The 23443-nt window shown below is 61.9% G+C and carries 19 protein-coding genes and 1 riboswitch; of the genes, 14 read left to right on the forward strand and 5 right to left on the reverse strand.

Going from position 1 to position 23443, the window contains the following annotated elements; all coding sequences use genetic code 11:
- Positions 1-66 precede the first annotated feature (66 nt).
- Positions 67-170: riboswitch (TPP riboswitch) on the reverse strand.
- 189 nt (positions 171-359) lie between these two features.
- The gene (locus GT019_RS15290; protein WP_161744061.1) at positions 360-1358 is read right to left on the reverse strand and encodes a globin-coupled sensor protein; all 999 of its coding nucleotides are present in this window, start codon (positions 1356-1358) and stop codon (positions 360-362) included.
- Between the two features lie 238 nt (positions 1359-1596).
- Between GT019_RS15290 and hmpA the strand changes: the two genes are divergently transcribed.
- A complete protein-coding gene (gene hmpA / locus GT019_RS15295) occupies positions 1597-2814 on the forward strand; it encodes an NO-inducible flavohemoprotein (protein ID WP_161744062.1) in 1218 nt (405 codons plus the stop codon).
- 77 nt (positions 2815-2891) lie between these two features.
- On the opposite strand, the gene GT019_RS15300 is transcribed toward hmpA, so the two are convergent.
- The gene (locus tag GT019_RS15300) at positions 2892-3398 is read right to left on the reverse strand and encodes a Crp/Fnr family transcriptional regulator (protein WP_161744063.1); all 507 of its coding nucleotides are present in this window, start codon (positions 3396-3398) and stop codon (positions 2892-2894) included.
- A gap of 213 nt (positions 3399-3611) precedes the next feature.
- On the opposite strand from GT019_RS15300, the gene GT019_RS15305 reads away from it, so the two are divergent.
- Together GT019_RS15305 and GT019_RS15310 are read left to right on the forward strand one after the other, a co-directional pair.
- The gene (locus tag GT019_RS15305; RefSeq protein ID WP_161744064.1) at positions 3612-4493 is read left to right on the forward strand and encodes a hypothetical protein; all 882 of its coding nucleotides are present in this window, start codon (positions 3612-3614) and stop codon (positions 4491-4493) included.
- Positions 4494-4747: 254 nt separating this feature from the next.
- Positions 4748-6529: a methyl-accepting chemotaxis protein gene (locus GT019_RS15310; RefSeq protein WP_161744065.1), complete on the forward strand. Its 1782-nt coding sequence runs from the start codon at positions 4748-4750 to the stop codon at positions 6527-6529.
- Positions 6530-6876: 347 nt separating this feature from the next.
- Here the strand turns inward: GT019_RS15310 and sigJ are convergent, their stop codons facing one another.
- Together sigJ and GT019_RS15320 are read right to left on the reverse strand one after the other, a co-directional pair.
- Positions 6877-7824: an RNA polymerase sigma factor SigJ gene (gene sigJ / locus GT019_RS15315; RefSeq protein ID WP_161744066.1), complete on the reverse strand. Its 948-nt coding sequence runs from the start codon at positions 7822-7824 to the stop codon at positions 6877-6879.
- Between the two features lie 56 nt (positions 7825-7880).
- Positions 7881-9197 (reverse strand): phytoene desaturase family protein, encoded by a 1317-nt coding sequence (locus GT019_RS15320; RefSeq protein ID WP_161744067.1) that lies wholly within the window; start codon positions 9195-9197, stop codon positions 7881-7883.
- A gap of 226 nt (positions 9198-9423) precedes the next feature.
- Here GT019_RS15320 and GT019_RS15325 point away from each other — a divergent pair, with 226 nt between their 5' ends.
- The 10 genes from GT019_RS15325 to GT019_RS15370 all read left to right on the forward strand — a co-directional run bounded on the left by GT019_RS15325 (position 9424) and on the right by GT019_RS15370 (position 21020).
- Positions 9424-10002 carry a DJ-1/PfpI family protein gene (locus GT019_RS15325; RefSeq protein ID WP_161744068.1) on the forward strand — a complete coding sequence of 193 codons (579 nt, stop codon included), beginning with the start codon at positions 9424-9426 and terminating at the stop codon, positions 10000-10002.
- 183 nt (positions 10003-10185) lie between these two features.
- Positions 10186-11247: a 23S rRNA (adenine(2503)-C(2))-methyltransferase RlmN gene (gene rlmN / locus GT019_RS15330; RefSeq protein ID WP_161744130.1), complete on the forward strand. Its 1062-nt coding sequence runs from the start codon at positions 10186-10188 to the stop codon at positions 11245-11247.
- A gap of 79 nt (positions 11248-11326) precedes the next feature.
- The gene (locus GT019_RS15335) at positions 11327-11596 is read left to right on the forward strand and encodes a hypothetical protein (protein WP_161744069.1); all 270 of its coding nucleotides are present in this window, start codon (positions 11327-11329) and stop codon (positions 11594-11596) included.
- Positions 11597-11796: 200 nt separating this feature from the next.
- Positions 11797-12264: a transcription elongation factor GreA gene (gene greA, locus GT019_RS15340; protein WP_161744070.1), complete on the forward strand. Its 468-nt coding sequence runs from the start codon at positions 11797-11799 to the stop codon at positions 12262-12264.
- 186 nt (positions 12265-12450) lie between these two features.
- Positions 12451-12822 carry a hypothetical protein gene (locus tag GT019_RS15345; RefSeq protein WP_161744071.1) on the forward strand — a complete coding sequence of 124 codons (372 nt, stop codon included), beginning with the start codon at positions 12451-12453 and terminating at the stop codon, positions 12820-12822.
- 32 nt (positions 12823-12854) lie between these two features.
- Complete coding sequence (locus GT019_RS15350; RefSeq protein WP_161744072.1) at positions 12855-14102, forward strand: GntR family transcriptional regulator; 1248 nt, start codon at positions 12855-12857, stop codon at positions 14100-14102.
- 156 nt (positions 14103-14258) lie between these two features.
- Complete coding sequence (locus tag GT019_RS15355; protein WP_161744073.1) at positions 14259-17279, forward strand: alpha-mannosidase; 3021 nt, start codon at positions 14259-14261, stop codon at positions 17277-17279.
- A 216-nt stretch (positions 17280-17495) separates the two neighbouring features.
- A complete protein-coding gene (locus GT019_RS15360; protein WP_161744074.1) occupies positions 17496-18281 on the forward strand; it encodes a GNAT family N-acetyltransferase in 786 nt (261 codons plus the stop codon).
- Between the two features lie 164 nt (positions 18282-18445).
- Positions 18446-19903 carry a DEAD/DEAH box helicase gene (locus GT019_RS15365; protein WP_161744075.1) on the forward strand — a complete coding sequence of 486 codons (1458 nt, stop codon included), beginning with the start codon at positions 18446-18448 and terminating at the stop codon, positions 19901-19903.
- 415 nt (positions 19904-20318) lie between these two features.
- Positions 20319-21020: an SDR family oxidoreductase gene (locus GT019_RS15370; RefSeq protein WP_161744076.1), complete on the forward strand. Its 702-nt coding sequence runs from the start codon at positions 20319-20321 to the stop codon at positions 21018-21020.
- A gap of 140 nt (positions 21021-21160) precedes the next feature.
- Here GT019_RS15370 and GT019_RS15375 read toward each other — a convergent pair whose 3' ends face one another.
- A complete protein-coding gene (locus GT019_RS15375; RefSeq protein ID WP_235948218.1) occupies positions 21161-22138 on the reverse strand; it encodes an NAD(P)/FAD-dependent oxidoreductase in 978 nt (325 codons plus the stop codon).
- 279 nt (positions 22139-22417) lie between these two features.
- Between GT019_RS15375 and GT019_RS15380 the strand changes: the two genes are divergently transcribed.
- Positions 22418-23257 (forward strand): MBL fold metallo-hydrolase, encoded by an 840-nt coding sequence (locus GT019_RS15380; RefSeq protein ID WP_161744077.1) that lies wholly within the window; start codon positions 22418-22420, stop codon positions 23255-23257.
- Positions 23258-23443: the final 186 nt, after the last annotated feature.

Below are 23443 nucleotides of genomic sequence, written 5' to 3' on the forward strand. Positions count from 1 at the left end.
AAGCCCGCCCCCGTTTCCGAATAAGGAAGGGGGCGGGCGCCTCGAAACGCGGCATGGCGCGTCTTGGTCGGGTTCCATCCACTTCCCTACGCTGGCATCACCCAGATCAGGTTCCAAGGGTCCGCGGATCGGTTCCGCGTCTCAGTCGTCAGACTCCCCTAGTGAATAAACAAGGTATTCGGTTAGCCTAACTATAGCACGGCAACTGGAAGCTTACCAGCTGCCGGAAGCTTTCCGGCGCTACTGGAAGCTTTTCAGCGCTACTGGAAGCTTTCGAGCGTTACTGGAAGCTTTCCAGCGTTACTGGAAGCTTTCCGGCGTACTGGAAGCTTTCCAGCGTTACTGGAAGCTTTCCAGCGTTACTGAATGCTTTCCAGCTCCAGCGTGATCGTCTCGATCATCTGCACGAAGGACGTCAGCTCCTGCGAGCTGGCCGCTTGGTCGCGCGCCAGCATCGAAGTCCGCTCGGCGTCGCGCATGACTTCGCCGATGACGCCCGAGATCTCCTGCAGCTTCGCCCGCACGGTGACGAGCGATTCCTTGGAATGGCTGGCAAGCTTGCGAATCTCGCCGGCGACGACGCCGAAGCCGCGGCCGTGGTCCGCTGCATGGGCCGCTTCGATGGCGGCGTTGATGCCGAGCAGCTGGCTCTGGTCGGAGATCTCCTGCAGCAGCGAGCCGATACCGTCGATCTCGCCGATCTTGGACTGCAGCTCGCGCACCTTCAGGTTCGCCTGATCCTGGATGTCCGCCGTATGGCTGGCCGAATCCGCGACGGACTGGCTGCTGCTGCCAAGCTCCACGATCATGGCGGAGAGCTCCTGGACGATGCGGCTGATCGTCGTCAGCGTCGACTGCCTGGCGTCCGAGAGCGATTGGATTTTATCCTTCTCGTCCTTCTCGTACGCTTCGAGCACCAGCTGGGAGTCGAGATTGAACATTTTGGACAGCGCGAGGATGATGGTCATCCACGAGTCCGGCGCGATGCGTTGGAAATTCTGTACCGCCGTATCGAGATAGAGCATGTACGTGCCCAGGTACCACTCCGTCGTCAGGCCGATCCGCGAGTGGATGTGGCCGATGACGATCCGGCGTTCGATGAACGCGTCGTCGATGACGCCGTCCGTCATGGACAGGAAGTACCGGCGCTGCGTCTCTTTCAGCCGCTCCAGCGTGCTGTGCTTGTCGATGATGGCCCGCAGCTCGGGAATCGCCGCGACTTTCTCGTAAAGCTGGTCGACGACCAGGCTCGTGATTTGCTCGAAGAGCGGCCGGTTGCTCCGCAAATAAGCCAGGTCCTGTTCCGTGATGCCGGTGTACGCGATTTGTTTCCTGCGCGCTTCGTTTACTTGGATCATCGCTGCATTCTCCTTGGGTTATGAGTTCGATAGCATTTTACCTGCTTATTTCGACAAAAAACGCGTCATTTCCTGTGGGAATGGAAAATATTTACGCCGGTTCGCCGATGCGGGGAAGTTTATCCGGTCTAGTCACACATTCGCCCAAATCGCTGTGATTGCAATCACACCGGGAGCGATCCTCCGGACCGTATACTGGAGACATCAAATCCAAGCGACAAGAAAGCGGGGAATCACGATGCTTAACCGAGAAACGATCGCCATCATCAAATCCACGGTACCGGTGCTGGAGATTCACGGCACGACGATCACGAAGCGCTTCTACGAGCGGTTGTTCGAAAGCCATCCGGAGCTGCTGAATATATTCAATCACGCCAACCAAAAGCAGGGCAGGCAGCAGACGGCGCTCGCGAACGCGGTATACGCGGCCGCGGCCAACATCGACAAGCTGGAGTCGATCCTGCCGGTCGTGAAGGGCATCGCCCATAAGCACCGCAGTCTGGGCGTCAAGCCGGAGCATTACCCCATCGTCGGCGAGCATCTGCTCGGCGCGATCAAGGAAGTGCTCGGCGACGCCGCGACGGACGAGATCATCGGCGCTTGGGGCGAAGCCTACGGGGTAATCGCCGGCGCGTTCATCGGCGTCGAGAAGGAAATGTACGAGCAAGCGGAGAAGCAGCGGGGCGGCTGGGAAGGTTTCCGCGCATTCAAAGTCGCGCGCAAGGAGCGGGAGAGCGAGGTCATTACATCGTTCTACTTGGTGCCGGCGGACGGCGGGGAGATCGCGGCGTTCGAGCCCGGGCAGTATATCAGCGTGAAGCTGGCCATTCCGGGCGAAGCGCATACGCACATCCGCCAGTACAGTTTGTCGGGCTCGCCGGGCGAAGGACATTACCGGATCTCCGTGAAGCGGGAGAATACCGTGCCGGACCGTCCGGCGGGCCGGGTCTCGGTCTATCTCCACGAAGAGATCGAGGAAGGAGCCATTCTGCCGGTCTCGGCGCCGGCCGGCAGCTTCACGCTCGACCGCGGCGATGCGCGCCCCGTCGTCCTGATCAGCGGCGGCGTCGGCTTGACGCCGATGGTGAGCATGCTGCGCGCGATCGCGGAGATGCAGCCGGAGCGCAAGGTGACGTTCATCCATGCGGCGCAGCATGGCGGGATGCACGCGCTCAAGGACGAGGTGGACGGCCTCGTGCAAGATCGCCCGAACTTCGAGGCATACTGGGTGTACGCGAATCCGACGGAGCGGGACAGGGAAACGGGCGCATTCCACAAGGAAGGCTACGTCGACCTGCCATGGCTGAAGCAGGCAGCGGGGACGCGCGATGCGGGGTTCTACTTCTGCGGTCCTCAGCGGTTCATGCGGACGGTCAAACTGGCGCTGAAGGAATGGGGCGTGCCGGCCGAGGATATTCATTACGAATTCTTCGGCCCGGCCGGGGGATTGGACTGATTCGCGAGAATCGCGCCTAGCGGTCTCGCGGCGCAGGCCTCCCCGCAGTGATCTTCCCGGAACGTGCCCTGCCCTGCTCAGCCTTCGGCCCGCTGCGCCCGAAGCAGCCGGTTGACGGTCTCGCGGCGCAGGCCGATCAGCTGGCCGATCTCGTCCTGCGTCAGCACGTCCGTCAGCTGGGCCGGCCCGATATAGAGGCGGAGCCATGCTTGCAGCTTGCGCAGCTTATCGGCGGGCGCCACCTGCGTAAGCTGGTCGATGCGCTGCTGCATCATGCGCAGCTTGTCCTGCAGCTGCAGGGCGACGTCCCGGCATTTTGCGGGATCGTCCTCCATCTGCCGGTACCATTCGGGCGCGGAGATGACCTCCGCTTCCGACGGGACGAGCGCGACGGCCGTGCCGAAGTACGGATTCGGACTGATGAGGGAATGATGGGGAATCGTTTCCCCCGGCGTGATGAGATTGACGAGGAACGGCGTGCCGTCCGCGTGAATGCGCAGAATCTTGAGCAGCCCGCCGCGCAGGCGGAAGAGCGGACCGGATTCCCCTTGGCGAAACAGAATCTCGCCTTTGTTTAACAGCATGGACAGAAGCTCCTTCGCAATCGTGCATGAATGGCTTCAGTATAGCAAACTGCACCGGTTCCGCTCCATTCCGGTTCTATGCGGTTCCGATTTACTCCATTCCTTTTCGGCGGAATGGAGTTTTTGCGTCCGATCGCCGCCCGGCCGGCAGGAATCGGCCATTTTCCCGCGAATCGATTGTTCTTAGGATGACCGGAAAAGGGGGAGCGATTCATGATGGAGGACATTGTACTGCGCAGCGGCCGTCTGGCCGTAGCCGTCAAGCATCCGAGCGAGGTGGGCGGCGCCCGGTTCGACCGGACGGGGTTCGTCACGGGCGTTACGCTGGACGATGCGCACGCGTTTTGCGCGTACGAGCTGCCGGGAATATGGGATCCGACCAAGGGAGCCGGCCTGTGCGGCGAATTCGACAACCAGATGAAGCTGGGCTACGACGAAGCGAAGCCGGGAGAATGGTTTCCGAAGCTCGGCGTGGGGCTGCTGCGCCGCGAATCGGAGGCGCCGTATCAATTCATGAAGGCGTACGAAGTACGGCCTTATCGCATCGACGTCGAGCAAGCGGACGCCGGCAGCGTAACGTTCGCCGTCCATCCGGACGAATGCCTCGGCTATGCGGTGCGGTATCGCAAATCCCTGACGGTCGAGCACCATGCGCTTCGCGTGGATTACGAACTGGTCAATACGGGCGCGCGGCCGATCGAGACCAACGAATACGCGCATAATTTCGTCTGCCTTGACGGGAAGACGGTCGGACCGGATTACGCGCTTGCGTTTGCCGGAGAGCGCTCTTCGGAATTCAAAGTGCACGTCGGCGATATCCGGGCGGAAGCGGACCGGCTGGAATGGGGCAGCGTGCCGGAACGCGATTTCTACGCGCGCTTGCATCCGGGCGGGGAAGGCGCCCCGATGCCAAGCGGCTGGACGCTGACGCACCGTCCGTCGGGCCTGCGGATGAGCGAAGCCTGCGGCTTCGGCGTGGAGCTGATCGCCGTCTGGGGCATGGCGCACAACGTATCGCCGGAGATGTTCGCGCCCGTCCGGATCGCGCCGGGAGAGACGCTGGCCTGGTCGCGGACGTACCGTTTCGGGGATTGACGGCGGCGGGCAAGCACGGCGCTTGCCGCTTGGACGCATCGGGCTTTGCAGGACTATCGTTCCGGCGGGCGGCGATGCGTTTTTTTTGTTCCGCCGGTCGTTGGTTCGACTGATTGTCGCTTGGCGGAATTCGGCAGTATTTTGCTGTTTTCGACAAATTATTCTGGCATAATTGACCAACTTACCATTATCGGGTATCTTTCGAATAGTAGGCAAGACTCAGATGATTCGATACCCGGAGGTGCTTTCGTACCATGTCATACTCGCAGCAGGTTAAGCGCGGCCAATCGTCCGTCGGCTATTTCCGCTCGTTGGCCTTCAGAATTTCCTTTATTGCCGGCGTTTGTTATTTGGCGCTTTGCGTCATGCTCACGGCGGTATCCTATTACCAGCAGAAGCAGCATGTCATGGACGAGCTGCTGGCGCTCGAGAGCATGTTCCATTCGCCGCTGATGCTCGAGCTGGACGAGATCGAGACGTCCAAGACGGCGCTGAAGAAAGACGAGGAAGCGTACAAAACGATTCCGGACGTCATGCACGTGCAGGAAGAGATGGACCGCGCCGCGGCTTCCGAGCTTGTGGAGAACGCATACTTGTTCTATCCGGACTGGACCCAGCAGGACGGCGAACCCGCGCTGCTCAACCTGCTCTCGAACGCGGAATTGTACGCGGACGAGAAGCCGGCCACGCCGTACGTGCCGAAGAAAGCGCTGCGTCTTGCGCTCGAGCGGGCGGAGAAGGACGGCGTCAGCAGCACGGACGCCTATAAGGACGATTTCGGCGTGTGGATCAGCGTCGTCAGCGCCATCAAGGATTCGAACGGCAAGCTGGTCGCCTACGCGGGGCTGGACTTCAACAACGCGTTCATTACCAAGACGCTGAAGCGCGACTTGTACCGCAGCTCGCTCATCGGATTGCTGGCCGCGCTCGTCGGCATCTCCGTGATCGCGGCGTCGGTCCGCCTGTTCCTGCGTCCGCTTCGCCGCATCGGCGCGCTGGCGGAGAAAGCCGCCGAAGGGGATCTCTCCGGCACGCTCGAGATTCGCTCGCGCAACGAGATCGGACTGCTGGCGCAGCATTTCAACCACATGACCGGCAACTTGCGCGCGCTGATCGAGCACATCGCCGAGACCTCGCGCCAGGTGACCGCGGCTTCGGAGACGCTTCAGTCGGGCGTGCACGCCTCGGAGGAATCCTCCCGGTCGATCTCCGGCGCGATGGAGCGGCTGTCCAGCCATTCGGCCCGTCAATATCACGGCACGCAGGAGAGCAGCCGGGCAATGGAGGAGATGGCCGCCGGCATCGGCCGGGTGGCGGAATCGGCCGGCCAAGCCTCGGATGCGTCCGGATTCGCGCGGACGCGCGCGGGCGAAGGCAACGAGCAGATGCAGGGCAGCATGGCACAAATCGCGGACGTCGTGGCCACGGTCGAGCGGGCCGTCGAAGCGATGGAGCGCCTGCGCGTCATGTCCGAGGAGATCGGAGACGTGACGCTGATGATCGCGACGGTGTCGAAGCAGACGAACCTGCTCGCGCTGAACGCGTCCATCGAAGCGGCTCGCGCGGGCGAGCACGGACGGGGCTTCGCCGTCGTGTCGGGCGAGATCCGCAAGCTGGCCGAGCAGTCCAAGCTGTCCACCGAGCGCATCGCGGATCTGATCGAACGCGTGCAGCTCGAGACGCGGTCGGCCGTGGCCGCGATCGACCATGGCTTGGGCGAGGTCACGGCGCTGCAGCTGGGGGCCGAACGGACGGGAGGCACGTTCCGGGATTTGTCCGGCTCCGTGCAGCAGGTCGCCGAGCAGATGCTGGACGTCTATTCGATCTCCGAGCAGATGTCGGCGAGCTCGCAGGAGGTATCGGCCTCGATCGCCGAGCTGGCGGAGCTGTCGCGGCAGACGACGGAGCTGGCCGAGACGATTACGGCGGCAGCCGCCACCCAGAAGGGCGCGATGGCGCAGGTATCCCGCACCGCCGACGGCTTGGGCGGGATCTCCGGCGAGCTGCAGCAGGCGGTGTCGCGGTTCAAGGTGTAAAAGCAAGCTGCCCTGCGCCGGCAAGGCTGGTTCCGTGCCGGTAGGTCTGGCCGCCGTTGCGGCGATGTCGGCGGCAGGAAGCGAGCCGCCTCCGCCGGCCGGCGCGGAGGTGTCAACGGTTCCGATCCAGCCGCAATGAAAAGAAGCCTCCGAATCGACGCTGAGCGTGATTCGGAGGCTTCTTGTTGTCCGGCGAATGACGGGATCATTGAACGCAAAGCGGTTCCTTGCGCGGACTTCGCCCGGTATGGAATTTGCGCGGTTCTAGCCCGGTTCGGATAGGCGCGAATCCGCATGCGGATTTCGGACGCGACGCGGCTGCCGGCGCGGCGTTCCCGCGGGCAGCCTCAGGTCACGCCGGTTAATTTGTCGGGGTTCACCACGACATAGATATTGGCGATTCGGCCTTGCTCGGCACGGAACGAGAAGACGCCGGATGGCGTTCCGTCCGTGTACGTGACGAGGCCGAGCTGTCCGCCGACAAGGGCGAGCCTGTAGGACAAGCTGGCGGGATCCAACTTTTTCAGCACGCCTTGCAGGAAGCCGGAGATGCGCGCCGCGCCGATGATCGGGTTGACGGCCGCGGTTACTTTTCCGCCGCCGTCGGACAATAGGGCGGCGCCCGGCGAGAGCAGGTGCAAGAGCTTGCCGATATCGCCGTTCGTCAATGCCGCCGTAAACTGCTCGACCAGCTGCTGATGGCCGGGCGCGGCGGGCACTCCGGCCGAAGGCGAGTTTCGTTCTTCCTCCGGCTGGATGCCGCGCTTGGCGCGGTGGAAGATCTGACGGCAATTCGCGCTGCTCTTGCCGACGATGTCCGCGATCTCGTCGTAGTCGTACTGCAGCACCTCGCGCAGCAGGAACACGGCGCGCTCGACCGAGGACAGCTGCTGCAGGAGCAGCAAATACGCCGTGGAGACCGATTCATGCCGGGCATAGGCCTGGTAGGGATCGTCCTCCAGGCTGCCGGAACCGAAGCCGGAGCCGGCGGAAACTTCCACGTCGCCCGCCCAGTCCGCGACGAGCGGCTCCGGCAGCCAGGGACCGACGTAGACCTCGCGCTGCCGCTGCGCGGACCGAAGCCGGTCGATGCAGCGGTTCGTGGCGATTTTGCACAGGTACGCCTTCACGTTCGAGATCCGTTCCGCTTCCTTGCCCTGCAGGGAGAGGAAGGCTTCCTGAACGATGTCCTCGGCATCCATGACGCTGCCGAGCATGCGGTAGGCGAGCGTGAATAACAGCGTCTTGTACGACGCGTACAGCTCTTCCGTTATCAAGATCTTCTCGTTCTCCATGCGTTGGAGCGCCTCCTTGAAGTCCATGGCCGCGTTCGTTCGCGGCACGGATACGATTAAGCGCGGCTTGCATGCCCGGCCAGCGCAGGCTCGGCGCCGGGGACCGCTTTGGCGTCCCGGATCGCTTGGGCGGCGGCGCGGACCGCGCTGGCCGCCGCCGCGTCGGCGAGCATCTCGCCGTGGCTGGCCCAGTCGCCGGCGACGTACAAGCCGCGAATTTCCGGCACGGCAGGTCCGGGCTTGCGGTCCCGGCGGCCTCTGTGCGGGCAGTCGTGCACGACCGTGATGCTCGGCAGGAACTGCTTGGCCGCGGCCGCCTCCTGCCAGCCCGGGTGCAGCAAATCCATCGTTCGCGCGAGCAGCGCTTCGTCGGCCCGGTTCTCGCCGGGAACGTGGTACTGGATCAAATGCGTCACGATGCTGCCGTTATCGCTCAGCTTCGCCGCCCGCGAATGATTCGAGAAGAGGATCGGCCGGTCGAGGCCGAGGACGAAATCCCGCCCCGGCACGGGCAGCCGATTCAGTGCCAAATCGAGGGTAGCCGCCGTAACGGGACGGGCGTCTTCTTTCCATCGCAGCAGCGCGGTGCGTTCCGCCCCGGGCGTGAGTCGGAAGCTGTCGCCCGGCGGCAGCGTGCTGATGACGCTCCCCGAGCGCAGCAGCTCCCCGTCGCCGAGTAGCACGCCCTGCACCGCGCCGTCTTCATGCGCGATGCCGGTTGCGCCCGCGCCGGTCCGGATCTCGACGCCGCTTTGCACCGCCAGATCGCGAAGCTGATCAACGATACGCTGCCAACCGCCGTCCAGGTAGAGCACGCCGTCCTTCAGCGCGAGCTGCACCTGCTTGAGGACGGGCGAGGCGAGCTGATAATCGATGTCGCAGCTGTAGGTGGCCGTCCTGCTGAGCGCATAGAACAGATGGCGGACCATCGGGTCATGCACCTCTTGCTCGGCCCATTCCCGCAGCGACACGTCGCCGAGCGCCGTGAAATCGGTTTTGCCGAGACGCCCGAGCAGACGTCCGAGCTCGACTTTGCCGGAGAACCGGAACAGCTTCGAGGTGATCAGCCGCAGCGGGTCGGCCGGCAGCGGGGAGAGTCCGTTCTTCCAGATAACCGTCCCCGAGGTGCCCGGGACGCTGCCTTCGAGCCGAACGCCGAGCCGCCGAAGCGTGGCGAAAGCCGTACCGCCGCGATATAACGCATGCCCGCCGAGATTCAGCAGCGCGCCGTTCTTTCGGACCGATATCCCCCGTCCGCCCACATGATCCGACTTTTCGAGCAGGATAACCTTCCTTCCGGCCCGCGCCACCTCGATCGCTGCCAGAAGTCCCGACAATCCGCCGCCGATTACGATTGTTTCCGCGCGTTGCATGGCAACCGCCTCCTCTTGTTCAAGTTACCTACAAGACGGGGAGGGGCCGGCGGCTGTGACAGTTTCGCAAAAAAAGATTTCGCGGTTTCGATCCGCGGGGTTCGTATCCTTAATGTACCATAACTTCAGGCGGTTCCCGCCCGGTCGCGAAACGAAAAGGGTTTTTCTTCCTAATGTCGAACTAGGATTGCAATCATAATCGAGCTATGGAGAGGATAGGTGCGGGATGAAGATCGCGTTCATAATGTTCGACGGCATGACGTTGCTGGATTTCTCGGGGTTCTACGAAGCAGTGACCTGGATGAAGCTGCTCGGCGCGGACGAGGGCCTGAGCTGGGATTTCTGCGCGGACAAGGCGCAAATCACGGACGACCGCGGACTCTCGATGAACATCGCGCGCGTGAAGCCGGACTTGTCCGGCTACGACCTTGTGTTCGTGCCGGGCGGCTGGCCGACGCGCCGGCTGCGGTTCGACGAGGCGTACGTCGCCTGGCTGAGAACCGCGGAGAACGCGCGGTATAAGGCGTCCGTCTGCACAGGGGCGCTGCTGCTCGGCGCGGCGGGCTTCCTGCGGGGCAGGCGGGCGACGACGAACGTTTCCGCCTGCGAGCTGCTCGCGCCGTATTGCGGCGAGGTCGTCCTGGAGCGCTGCGTCCGGGACGGCGACGTGTTCACGGGCGGCGGCGTCTCGTCCTCGCTCGATCTCGGCCTGTTCGCGGTGGAGTCGCTGACCGACCGCGAATTCGCGCGGCGCGTGGCCGAGAAGATGGAATACCCGTACTATTTCGGGAACGGGCCCATATGATGAAGAGAAGCCCTTGAGCCGGGCACGGAGGATGCCGGTTCGGGGGCTTTTGCGGCTGTAATCGGGCAGGGGCGGGGCGCGGCAGCCGTGACGTTGGCAAATGCTCCGAGACCTTGTATTCCCCCTTGATATTTGCGAGAATGAGTAGAAGTATCGCACGCGAAAAGAGGACTTAACATGAACATGACCAAACCTTCCATATACGGATTGACGCTCGCGCAGCTGACGGATTGGCTGCAGGAGCGCGGACATAAACGATCGCGGGCGCTGCAGGCGTGGGATTGGCTGTACCGGAAGCGGGCCGCCTCGTTCGAGGCGATGACCGACGTGAACGGGGACTGCCTCGCGCTGCTCGCCGAACATTACGCGTTCGAGACGTTGACCGAGCATACGAAGCAGGAGTCCTCGGACGGCACCGTGAAATTCCTGTTCAGGCTCCACGACGGCAATCTGATCGAGACCGTGCTCATGCGGCACAAATTCGGCTTGTCCGTCTGCGTGACGACGCAGGTCGGCTGCAACATCGGCTGCAGCTTCTGCGCGAGCGGGCTGATCAGCAAGAGCCGGGACCTCTCGGCGGGCGAGATCGCCGAGCAGATCATGAAGGTGCAGTTCTACCTGGATGCCGCCGGCCAAGGCGAGCGCGTCAGCCATGTGGTCGTCATGGGCATCGGCGAGCCGTTCGATAATTTCGAGAACCTCGTGGATTTCCTGAACATCGTCAAGGACCACAAAGGACTGGCGATCGGCGCCAAGCACATCACCGTCTCGACGAGCGGCCTTGCGGACAAGATCATCGCGTTCACCGACCGCGGTCTCGGCGTCAACCTCGCGATCTCGCTGCATGCGCCGAACAACGAGCTGCGCACGCGGATCATGAAGATCAACCGGGCGATTCCGATCGAGAAGCTGATGGCTGCGATCGACTATTACATCAGCAAGAACAAGCGCCGCATCACGCTGGAATATATTTTGCTGCGGGACGTGAACGACCGGCAGGAGCATGCGCTGGAGCTGGCCGAGCTGATCGGCGATCGCCGCCCGAGCGTGAACGTGAATCTCATTCCGTACAATCCGGTCGACGAGCATAGCCAGTACCAACGAAGCGAACAGACCGCCATCCGGGATTTCTACGATACGCTGAAGAAGCAGAACGTCAGCGTCAGCGTCCGCCTGGAGCACGGCACCGACATCGACGCGGCCTGCGGCCAGCTGCGAAGCAAGCAGATGAAAGCCTCCGGCTGAGGCCGAGCGGTCCAGACCGTTCGAACGCGCACCGAATAAACTGCCTTAGATTCTTCCCACGAGAGGACTGAGGCAGCGTATGGCAAGAACGCGAACAAAAGCAACGAGGCTGGAAAATCAGGTGTACTCGAGCCGCGTGGTGCGCTCGGAGTTCGACCGGCATTGGCGGTCGTCCATCACCCGGTCCGGGTATTTCGTCTACACCGCGCTCCGCGGGGGGGCATCCGTCACGGTGCTGCTTGCGACGGGCGCCTCCAAGCTGCTGATCTTCAAGAAAGGCGGCAAGGTATGGGTCGGCGGCGGAGGCACCAGCCATTACAGCAAGCCGCATCTGGCGAAGGATATTTAAGCCGTGCCGGCCCGGCGCGCTCGAGCGAGAAGAAAAGGCATCCTCCGCGGATGCCTTTTTTGCATGGCGCTCTTATAGGCGGCCGCGTTTTGGTCAACACTGTTTGCTGAATGAAAGTAAATGTTGGGATTTCCCGGACATATGGCCGGAAGTAAGGTAAGATAGAGCTATCTTAGCGTAAGAAATGGGAGCGGTTGAAGATGTCGAAAGAGCAAGTGATTTTAACGAGAGAAGGATTCGACAAGCTGCAGGAAGAGCTCGACGACCTGAAGTACGTCAAACGCAAGGAATTGGCGGCGCGGATCAAGCTGGCGATCAGCTACGGGGATTTGAAGGAAAACAGCGAATACCATTCGGCGAAAGAGGATCAGGCGTTCATGGAGACGCGCGTCCTCATTCTCGAGAAAATGCTCGCCACCGCGCGCGTCGTGGAGGGCGGCAGCCTGGATCACGTGCAGATCGGGACGACCGTCGTGGTGCATGACGTCGAGTTCGACGAGAAGATCGAGTACCAAATCGTGGCGCCGGCCGAAGCGGACGTAGCGGCCAATAAAATATCGTACGAGAGTCCGCTGGGCAAGGAGCTGCTCGACAAACGGATCGGCGACCGGGTCAGCGTCAATGCGCCGATGGGCGTCATCGAATACAAGCTGCTGGAAATCAAATAGCGTCTGCCCGTCTGGGCTACCCGTGGCGAGCATGACGATCTAGGCTGACTTTGGCCGCCGTATCGTCGTTCGGGGCAGTTCCTCCACCATCACGGCAGCGGTTAATCGCTATCCAACGTATGCCGGTGCCGGAATACACGACTTCCAACGTACGCTGGTTCATTCAACATCCAACGGACACTATTTGTGGAACATCCAGCGTACGCCGGTCCACCAGATATCCAACGCACGCTGTTTGTCCATCATCCAACGCACGCTGTTTGTCCAACACCCAACATCCAGCGCACGCCGGTGCACCCCAACGTCACCGTCCTTCTTCATCAACCGGCCGCGGGCTTCAACATCCGCCCCGGCCTCGACAGCATCGACCTTCAGACCGCCGATCACCCATCGGCGGTCTTTTTATTGCCGTTCAAGCTTTTCATCGCGTCAAACCTGACATGCCCTCCCTCTTTTTCGCTGATTTACGAGCTTATTCTACACCCGGCGACGGCGAATTGTCAGAATGTGGATGGAAATAAATTGGCAAACAAAATTATTACATATATGATATATTGAATATGATCAAATAATCGCGGAGGATAACGACCATGAGCATGGATAGAGAGCCGTTATATGTACGCATTCAGAATCATTTCAAGGATGCCATTCGCGCCGGGCGACTGCGCGAAGGCGATAAAATTCCGACGGAGAAAGAGCTGCTGGAGCAATTCGACGTCAGCCGGATCACGGTGGCCAATGCGCTCGGGGAGCTGGCGCGGGAGGGGTGGATCCACCGCATCCCAGGCCGCGGCACCTATGTGCGCGGCATTCCCGGCGAGCTTGGCGGGAGCTTCCCGCCCAAAGCCGACGTCGTCGAGATCGCCGCGGACGCCCAGGCCGCCGCGGCCGTGCCGGAACCGGAACCGGAGAGGGCGGACGGGGGCGTGCGGCCGAGAATCGGCCTCGTCATCCCGTTCATCGGCGATTATTTCGCCATACGGCTGCTCACGGGCATGAAGGAAGCGTTGCAGAAGGCCGGCTACACGCTGCTCGCGATGTTTACCTTCAACGACAAGGAGCGCGAGAAGGAACTGATCCGCGAATTGAGGGATATGGTGGAGGCGCTGATTATTTTCCCCGTGGACGCGGATGTCTACAACGAGGAGATCATCGCGCTCAAGATGAACGGCTACCCCTTCGTGCTGATCGACCGCTATCTGCCCGGCGTCGAGACGAACACCGTGCACGCGGACGGCGCGCTGGCGGCGAAGCTGGCCGTCGAGCATCTGTGGGATCTCGGTCACCGGCGCATCGCGATCTGCGCGGACACGCCGGTATCGACAGCTTCGGTCGACGATCGGGTGAACGGGTTCATGGCGGCGCTGGCCGCGAAGGGCGCGATGATCAATCCGGCGCTGCTGCTGACGGATTTCAAGGTGAACGGCGCCGAAGCCGGTCCCGGGCATCCGCTCGTGCGCACCATCGCAAGCCGCGCGGCAACGGCGTACATCGCGCTGAACAGCACGCTCGGCCTGCATATCGCGGCGCATGCCAAGGCGACCGGCCTCGAGGTGCCGCGGGATTTGTCCATCGTGACGTTCGATAATCCGAGCCGGGGCTCGCTGGACGAGCAAGGCACGTTCACGTACATCGACCAGAACGAAGGCGGGATCGGGCGCCGTGCCGGCGAGCTGATCCTGGAAATCCTGAACGGGGAGAAAAACAGGCTCGTTCCGTACAGACGGATCGTGATGGAGCCGAGGCTTATCGTGCGCGGAACGACGGGGGCTGCGCCGGACGCTGTCTCCAGGAAATCGCCGGCGACCGAGAAGGAAAAGACCGCGGATTCCCCTTGAGTGAAGGCATGACTTATGAAGGTCGATAGAGGGAACGATGGAACATGCTCCGGGCGGGGCATGTTTTTATTTTCGTAAATCAATTGATCTATTGTACATATATAATATATTATTATGTCATATCTACTTAGAGCTGAAGGATGGTGACGGAATAAGATGCCGCATACCCCGATTAAAATGGACGTCCTCCGCAAAACGCTGCGAGGGATCGAGTCGCGAATCTATACAACGATTGCGTCGCTGGACATGACGGCTTACGCCACGAAAGAACCGGTCGGCTTCGCCGAGCGGCAGTCCGGCGAACGGCTGGAGCTGCGAGCCGGCGATAAATGGGGCGAGCGGTGGGATTGCGCATGGTTTCACTTTCGCGGTCTTGTGCCGGAATCCGCGGCCGGCCGCAAGGTCGTGCTGCTGATCGACGTGAACGGCGAGCTGTGCGTGTTCGACGAGGAAGGAACGCCCGTGCGGGGCTTGACGAACGTCAACTCGGAGTTCGACTTGACGCTGGGTCTGCCGGGCAAGCGCGTATTCCCGTTCGCGGAACGGGCGGCCGGCGGCGAGACGATCGACCTGTGGGCCGATGCCGGCAACAACGATTTGTTCGGCTTCTACCGCAGCGGAACGGTCAAGGAAGCGGACGTCGCGATTTGCCACGAGGAGATTCGTCAGCTGTACTACGACTATGAAGTGCTGCTCGATTATGTCGAGCATATCGGCGATCAATCGGCGCGCACGGCGCGGATCCAACAAGCCCTCTACGAGGTTCATCTGCTGCTGCGCAATCCGTCGGACGAGGCGGTCGCCGAATCGCGGCGCTTGCTGGGCCTGGAGCTCGCGAAGCGGGGCGGCGATCCGACGATGACGGCGTCGGCGGTCGGCCACGCGCATATCGATCTTGCTTGGCTCTGGCCGATCCGCGAGACGTACCGCAAGGGCGCGCGGACGTTCGCGACCGTGCTCCGCAACATGGAGCAATACCCCGACTACGTATTCGGCGCCAGCCAGCCGCAGCTGTATCAGTGGGTGAAGGAGCAGCATCCGAAGCTGTACGCGCAGATCAAGCAGCGCGTCGCGGAAGGGCGCTGGGAAGTGCAGGGCGCGATGTGGGTCGAGCCGGATTCCAACATCGCCGGGGGCGAGGCGCTCGTTCGTCAGATCCTGCACGGCAAGCGGTTCTTCAAGCAGGAGTTCGGCCTCGACATGCGGATGCTGTGGGTGCCGGATATTTTCGGCTACTCGGCGGCCCTGCCTCAGCTGCTCAAGCAGTCCGGCGTCGACTACGTCATGACGCAGAAACTGTCCTGGAGCGTGCACAACGACCATCCGCATCATACGTTCTTCTGGGAGGGCCTCGACGGCAGCCGCGTGCTGACGCATCTGCCGCCCGAAGACACGTACAACGGCCCGGCGTTGCCGCGTTCCATCCTGAAGGCGGAGCGGGACTATTACGATAAGAACGTCTCCGACCACGCGCTCGTCGTATTCGGCATCGGCGACGGCGGCGGCGGTCCGGGCGAGGAGCATCTGGAGCGGCTCGCGCGGGTGAAGAACCTGCAAGGGCTCATGCCCGTGAAGCAGGAGCATGCCATCGACTTCTTCGACAAGCTGAACGCGAACGCCGGCCGATACAAGACGTGGAAGGGCGAGCTCTACCTGGAGAAGCACCAAGGCACGCTTACGAGCCAGGCGCGCAACAAGCGATTCAACCGGAAGCTCGAGAAGGCGCTGCGCGAGCTGGAATTCGCGGCTTCGCTCGCGTTCGCCGCGGGAACGGGCAGTTACCCGGCGCAGGAACTGGACGCGATCTGGAAAGAAATGCTGTTGTACCAATTCCATGACATTCTGCCGGGCTCGTCGATCACGCGCGTCTTCGACGAATCGCTGGCGCGGTACGAGGCGCTGCTGGGCCGGGTGAAAGAGCTGACGGCCGCGGCATACCAGGACGCGGCGTCCGCCATGGCTCCTTCCGGCGCGGAACGGCCGGCGGTGCTGTTCAACTCGCTCCCTTGGGAGCGCAAGGAATGGATCAACGCGGCGGGGGACGGGGCATGGCGGGAGGTCGCCGTTCCCGCCGCGGGCTACGCGGTGATCGATACGGCCTCGCGGCCGGCGCTGCCGGACTTCGGGCTGATATCGTCCGCGGAGCTATTGGAGAACGACCTCGTGCGGGTGACGTTCCTTGCCGACGGCAGCATCGGATCCGTCTACGACAAGGCGCTTCGCCGCGACGTGCTGGCTCCGGGCGAGCGGGCCAACGTGCTGGCGATCTATCACGACGACGGGGATGCGTGGGATTTCCCCGAGGATTACGCAGCGGCGGGCTACGCGCAGATGACGCTGACCGAGTCGCATGCGTACCTAGACGGGCCGCAAGCCGTCGTCGAGCAGCGGTACGCGTACGGTCGATCGACCTTGACCCAGCGCATCTCGCTGACGGCGGGCAGCAAGCAGGTGACCTTCGCCACGGAAGCGGATTGGCAGGAGGACGAACGCATGCTCCGGGCGATCTTCCCGCTGAACGTCTACACGGAAGCGGTCAACTGCGAGATCCAATTCGGGCATCTGAGACGCCCGACGCACCGCAACACGATGTGGGATTACGCGAAGGACGAGGTTGCCGCGCATCAATGGATCGACCTGTCGCAGCCGGACTTCGGCGCCGCGATCCTGAACGACTGCAAATACGGCTACAGCGCGAACGGGCATACGATCAGCGTGCATCTGCTGCGCAGTCCGTCGTACCCGGATCCGGCCTGCGATCGCGCGCGGCACGCCTTCAACTACGCGCTGCTGCCGCACGAGGGGGATTTCATCGCCGCCGAGGTGTACAAAGCGGGTTATGAATTCAATACGCCGCTTGCCGTCGTCGAAACGGGCGGTTCGCAGGGCGGCAAGCTGCCGGCCGAGCGGTTCTCCGCGATCGCGCTGGAAGGCGCCGGCGTCATGATCGAGGCCGTGAAGAAGGCGGAGGACGAGAACGCGCTCGTCGTGCGCCTGTACGAGACGTCGGGCGCAAGCGCCGCGGTGTCGCTGCAGGTGAATTTGGACCATGCATCGGCTGCCTTGGCGGACCTGATGGAGCAGGAGACGGACGTATTGTCCGCGGCCGATGCGGGCGGCGGGTACGAGCTGCGGTTCGCGCCGTTCGAGATCAAGACGGTGAAGGTGCATTTATAAACGATCGAGCAAGGGCAACAATACGGCAGGCTCCGGACTTCCCATCAGGGGAGGGCCGGGGCTTTTTCCATTAGAAACGGGTCTGCGGCCGCTTGACACGAAGTCTGCCCCGTACGTTAAAATGGACATGCAGCCATGCCGCTAACGGGCTGGGCAAGTGCAGACGGTATCGTATGAACTGCTATGGGAAAAATTTCACAATGTGGAGGATTATTCATGTCGATCGTACAAGATAGGATTCGGGACAATATGATTTTGGCTTACGAAAGGCTGGGCGCATTAAGCGGAAAATCCACGTTCGTGCAGACGGATCGCGTGCAAAGATTCGAATCCGATATCCCTTTCGGGCTGTTCAACGGCGTGTTTACGTATACCTATTCGGGGGAAGCGGATCCGGCCGAGGAAATCAAGTCGCTGGCCGACTTGTACCGCGAACGCGGCCGGAAATTGGCCTGGGTGACGTATTCGCACGAGCCGGACGACGTTATCGACAAAGCGCTGGCCGCCAACGATTTCAAGCAGGTGGACAGCATCTCGGGCATGGCGCTGTCGCTGGAGAACTGGAGTTCCGAAGAGGCCGGCATTCCGGGCTTGGAAGTTCGGGCCATCCGCGAACCGCGCGAGATCGCGCAATACCGCAAGGTGATATTGGCAGGCTTCGGGATTCCCGAGCAGATGGCGGATCTCTTTTCCCAGGTTTTCGTGGACGGACCCAATGCGGATACGGCTGTCATTCAGCATTATCTGGCCTACCTGGACGGGAATCCGGTCACGACGATCACGACTTTCACGCAGGGGGACGTAACGGGCATCTATAACATCGCGACGCTGGAAGCTTATCGCGGACGCGGCCTAGCCCGGGCGACGCTTGACCATGTCGTGCGCGACGTGCAGGCGAAGGGCGCCGAATGGGCGGTTATCCACGCGACTGCAATGGGAGCAAGCGTGTATCCGAAGGTCGGCTTCAAGGAAGAAATGACATTCAATATCTACGCGGGTTGAGCTTCGATATCCATATAGGTTGAACGGATGCGCCGGGAAAAGGCGACTGCCGTTTAATTTCCGAGCCCAAAGCTGATCTTGGTACGATCCAAGACTCAGCTTTTTGTTATGATAGAGGCAAAGCGAAAAGGCGCTAGCGAGCGCGCGAAGGAGATTGGCATGCGATGGCAGTGGAGAAACAAGAAGGGCAGTTTCGCGCTTACGGGCTCAGCGAGGAGATCGTTCGCGCGATCGGCAGCCTCGGTTACGCGGACCCCACGCCGGTGCAGCGGGAGGTCATTCCGCAGGTGCTGGCGCACCGGGATTTGACCGTACGCGCGCAGACGGGGAGCGGGAAGACGGCGGCGTTCGGCATTCCGCTCTGCGAACTCGTCGATTGGGCGGAGAACCGTCCGCAGGCGCTCGTGCTGACGCCGACGCGGGAGCTGGCGGGGCAGGTCAAGGAGGATCTGATCAACATCGGCCGCTTCAAGCGCCTCAAGACGGTCGCGATCTACGGCCAGCAGCCGTTCGCCGCGCAGAAGATCGAGCTGAAGCAAAAGGTGCATGCCGTCGCGGGCACGCCGGGCCGCGTGCTGGACCACATCCGGCGCGGCACATTGGACGTGGGACGGATTCGTTTCCTCGTCATCGACGAAGCGGACGAGATGCTGAATCGCGGATTCATCGAACAGGTGGAGGCGATCATCGAAGCACTGCCGAAGGATAGGGTAACGCTGCTGTTCTCCGCGACGCTGCCGGAAGACGTCGAGCGGCTGTGCCGGAAGCACTTGCGGAACCCGCTGCACATCGAGATGGAATCGACCGGCGTCGCGGTGGACCGGATCGCGCACAAGCTCTACATCGTGGAGGAACGGAACAAGCCCGCCCTGCTCAAAGCGGTGACGGCGACGGAGAATCCGGACAGCTGCATCGTGTTCTGCTCCACGCAGGAGAACGTCGACGCGGTGAATCGCGAGCTGCGCCGCAGCGGCTATCCGTGCGACAAAATCCACGGCGGCATGGAGCAGGACGACCGCTTCGGGGTCATGCATGCTTTTCGGCGGGGAGAGTTCCGTTTCCTGGTGGCGACGGATCTCGCGGCGCGCGGCATCGACATCGAGCGGGTGACGCACGTGATCAACTACGACCTGCCGATGGACAGCGAGAAATTCGTCCACCGCATCGGGCGTACGGCCCGCGCGGGGCTGTCCGGCGAAGCCGTCACGTTCGCGGAGCCGCGCGAGGAACGGCGGCTGGCCGAGATCGAGCATTACCTCGGTTTCGAGCTCCCCCGCGCGGATGCGCCGTCGGAGGAAGCGGTGGAATCGGCGCGGGAGGCGTTCCGGCGGAAGCTGGAGACCGCGGAGGCGCCGCGGCCGGACAAGCGGGAGCTGCTCAGCCGGGATATCATGAAGCTGTATTTCAACGGAGGCAAAAAGAAGAAGCTGCGCGCCGTGGATTTCGTCGGCACGATCGCGAAGCTGGAGGGCGTCGAGGCGGAGGATATCGGCATTATCGCGATGCAGGACAACGCGACGTTCGTGGAAATCCTGAACGGCAAAGGCCCGCTCGTTCTGCGCGCCATGAAGACGACGACGGTCAAGGGCAAGCTGCTCAAGGTGCACGAAGCGAATAAGTGACCCGCTTCGGCACCGTAGCCGGCAATCCGAATAGATAAACGCAAAGAGGAGCGGACGATCACCCCCGCTCCTTTTCTGCTGCTTCAATTGCTCGAGCAGATACATGCGGATCCATAACGCGTCCTGCGCGCCTTTGCCCATGGCGGAGTCGGCAGCCAGCACGGAGTGAAACGCGATGTCCCCGGCCGCCCAGAGCCGCGAAGCGATTGGCGCAGAGAAACAATCGGTTAATTTTTATTCTTTACCGATCGTTCTCAATATGTTATATTGTTGCCGGGAGGGCACAATAAAGAATCAATCGCTGTTTGCGCTAGTTTTGGAACGAACGTTCTTAAACTGTGCGTGAATCCTGCAGCCATAAAAGAGAATTCTATATAGGTAACCCGCCCAAATACCCCAAAAGGAGCAATTAAAAATGAAACTTTCTGAACAGGTCGCATTGGTCACTGGCGCGAATCGAGGTCTTGGTCGTCACCTTGCGCAGGAACTCGTATCCCGAGGGGTCAAGGTATATGCTGCCGCAAGAAATCCGGAATCCATCAGCATTCCGGGCGTGATCCCCATCAAGCTCGATATTACCAACGCTGAAGAGGTAGCCGCGGCGGCAACGGCCGCCAAGGACGTTACGATTCTGATTAACAATGCAGGCTCGTCCACGGGCGCTTCCTTGCTTGACGGCGATCTCGATAAAATCCAGTTGGAAATGAACACGCACTTCTTTGGCACGCTGTCCATGGTTCGCGCTTTCGCGCCTGTCCTCATTAATAACGGGGGAGGATCCATCCTTAATATTCTCTCCGCATTGTCTTGGTTTAGCGTGGGAGCTTCAGGCGGTTATTCGGCGGCCAAGTCGGCAGAGTGGGCACTGACGAACGATTTACGCTTGAAATTGTACCCTCAAAACGTAAGAGTCGCCGGGTTGCATGTCGGCTATATGGAGACCGACATGACGGCGGGTATCGAGGCTCCGAAAGCCAACCCTGCCGATATTGCGAAAATCGCCATCGACGGCATAGAGTCCGATAGCTTTGAAATTCTTGCAGACGGCACGAGCCGCGGGATTCAAAGCGTTCTCTCCGGCGGCGTGGCCGCGATTTACCCGCAGCTTGCGAAATAAGATAACGACGCGATGGGCAATACAGAGGGCGGAAAAGCGCTTTGTATTGCTCATTTTTTTGTGCCCGGATGTAATCTGAAAGCTCTACGCGATTGTAAGATTGTCTTCCCGTGCACGTGAATAAAAGATGACCTCCGCCCTTATTCTGCTGCTTCGTTTGCTTCCAGCAGCGCCTTGTGGATCCAGATCGCGGCCTGCGCGCCTTCGCCCATGGCGACGGTAGCCTGCTCGGAGTGGAACGCGATGTCCCCGGCTGCCCAGAGCCGCGGCACGCTGGTCATTTTGGTGCGGGGGTCGCTCCAGACATGGCGGTTCTCGTGAAGCCGGGCGCCGAGCCGGCCGGCCAGCTGCGAGCGCACCTCGTTCCCGCCGAAGGCGACGAATGCGCGGCCGGCGGCAAGCTCCGTGCCGTCCTGCAGGACAACGCCTGTCATGGCGCCGTCATCCGCGGCCATGACGGCGCGGACCGGAGCGACCCGGTGCGGGATGCCGGCGGCGGCTAGCCGCTGCGCCAGCTCGGGGCTGAGCGGGTGCTCGGCGTCCTCTTGCCGCAGATAGAGCAGGCGATCCGTCCATTGCAGCAGCGTAAGCGCCATGTTGGCGCCGACGTCGCCGGAGCCGAGCACGAGCGTCTCGCGGCCGCGGATCTCGTAGCCGTCGCAGTCGGGGCAGACGAAGACGCTCAGTCCCAGGCAGGGGAGCAGGCCGGGCCAGTCGGGCAGCCGATCCATGACCCCGGTGGCGAGCAGCGCCGTGCGCGTCTCGTAGATCGCGCCGTCCGCGCCGCGCAGCCGGAAGCCGCGGTCGTGCGTCAGATGCTCGGCATCCGTGATTCGGTCGCGTACGAGCTCGATGCCATAGTCGCCGAGCTGCTTGCGGCCGGCTTGCCGGATCGTTTCGCCCGACACGCCGCCCGGATACCCGAGCAGGTTGCGGTAATTGCGGCACAGCGTCGAACGGCCGTCCTCGGAATCGACGACGAGCACTTTGTGCGAGGCGTACCGGCCGAGCTGGATGCCCGCCTGCATGCCGGCGAGGCCTCCGCCGACGATGATGCAGTCGTAGGTCATAGGGAACTCCTTCTTCTCTGAAGTGGTCAGGTTTGCGAATTTTTCCATGCGGTCTCCACTCCTTTAGTTTGGCGGGAATGCGCCGTTCTATGTGTGCTGCGGGCGGGCTTGTCCGTCGGCTATGGCGGCTTGTCCGCGGTTTGCTTGGTTTGCGGCGCCTGGAGGGCAGGCGGCCGGCTCGTCGAATGCGACGTGCAGGCAAATGGGTCTGGAATTTTGAACGCGGGCGCGGTAAGGTGTAGGTAAGCGCGGAAGGGGAAGAACTCGGCCCCGTCGTGGATTCGGAGCGTATCACGATTACTAAGGAGTACGGAGGCTGCGGCAACCATGATCAAATTGCGAAAAGGCGCGCTGACGATATTCGAAAGCGCACTCTACAAAACGACGTCCACGGTCATCCAAAGCGAGGATGCCGTGCTGATCGTCGACCCCTGCTGGCTGCCCCACGAGGTGCAGGAGATCCGGCGATACGCCGACGATGCCGCCGTGAACGGAAAACGCAAGTACGTGCTGTTCACGCATTCGGATTTCGACCACATCATCGGATACGGCGCGTTTCCGGACGCGGAAATCATCGCGTCGGCCGCATTCGCGGACAAGGACGAAGCGGCCAAGGCGAAGATCGTCGAGCAGATCCTCGCGTTCGACGACGACTATTACTTGGAGCGGCCTTACGAGATTCGGTATCCGGAGGTCGCGCACCGCATGGAACGGGACGGGCAGCAGCTCGCGCTCGGCGATTCCGGCTCCCTGCGGCTGACCTGCTACCAGTCCCCGGGGCATAATGACGACGGCTTGTTCACCGTCGTGGAACCGCTCGGGCTCCTCCTGGCCGGCGACTATTGGTCGGACATCGAGTTTCCGTATATTTACCACGGCAGCGCGTTGTACGAAACCGCGCTCGCGAAGCTGGACACGATGTTAGGGATGCATGACATCGCGCGGCTCATCCCGGGACATGGCGCGTCCACGACGGACAAGGCGGAGATGAAGCGACGCCAGGCGGCGGATTACGCCTATATCGCCGCGATGCGGGCGGCCGTGCGGGCGGGCGACCAGGCATCGATCGACGCCTTGATCGAGGGCTGCCGGTTCCCGCGCAATCTGCGAAAGTTCCATCGGGGGAACCAAGCGCTGTTCGAACGGGAACTGGCCGCGGGGGAGTGAACATGCTGCGCTGCGCTGGGAAGCGGGGCGATCGGCAGGGCGGAGACACCGAAAAGAAGGGGCAGGACAGCCTCTTCTTTTTGGCGTTGCGCGCCGAAAAATTTTGTGACACGGAGCCCTTTCCTTTCTGTTTGCGGTATACGCCGAAAGCTTCCGTGATGCAGCGCCTATTTTTAGCGTTTGCGC

Origin of the sequence: Paenibacillus glycinis, assembly GCF_009909185.1 — a bacterium.
Taxonomy (GTDB): domain Bacteria; phylum Bacillota; class Bacilli; order Paenibacillales; family Paenibacillaceae; genus Paenibacillus_Z; species Paenibacillus_Z glycinis.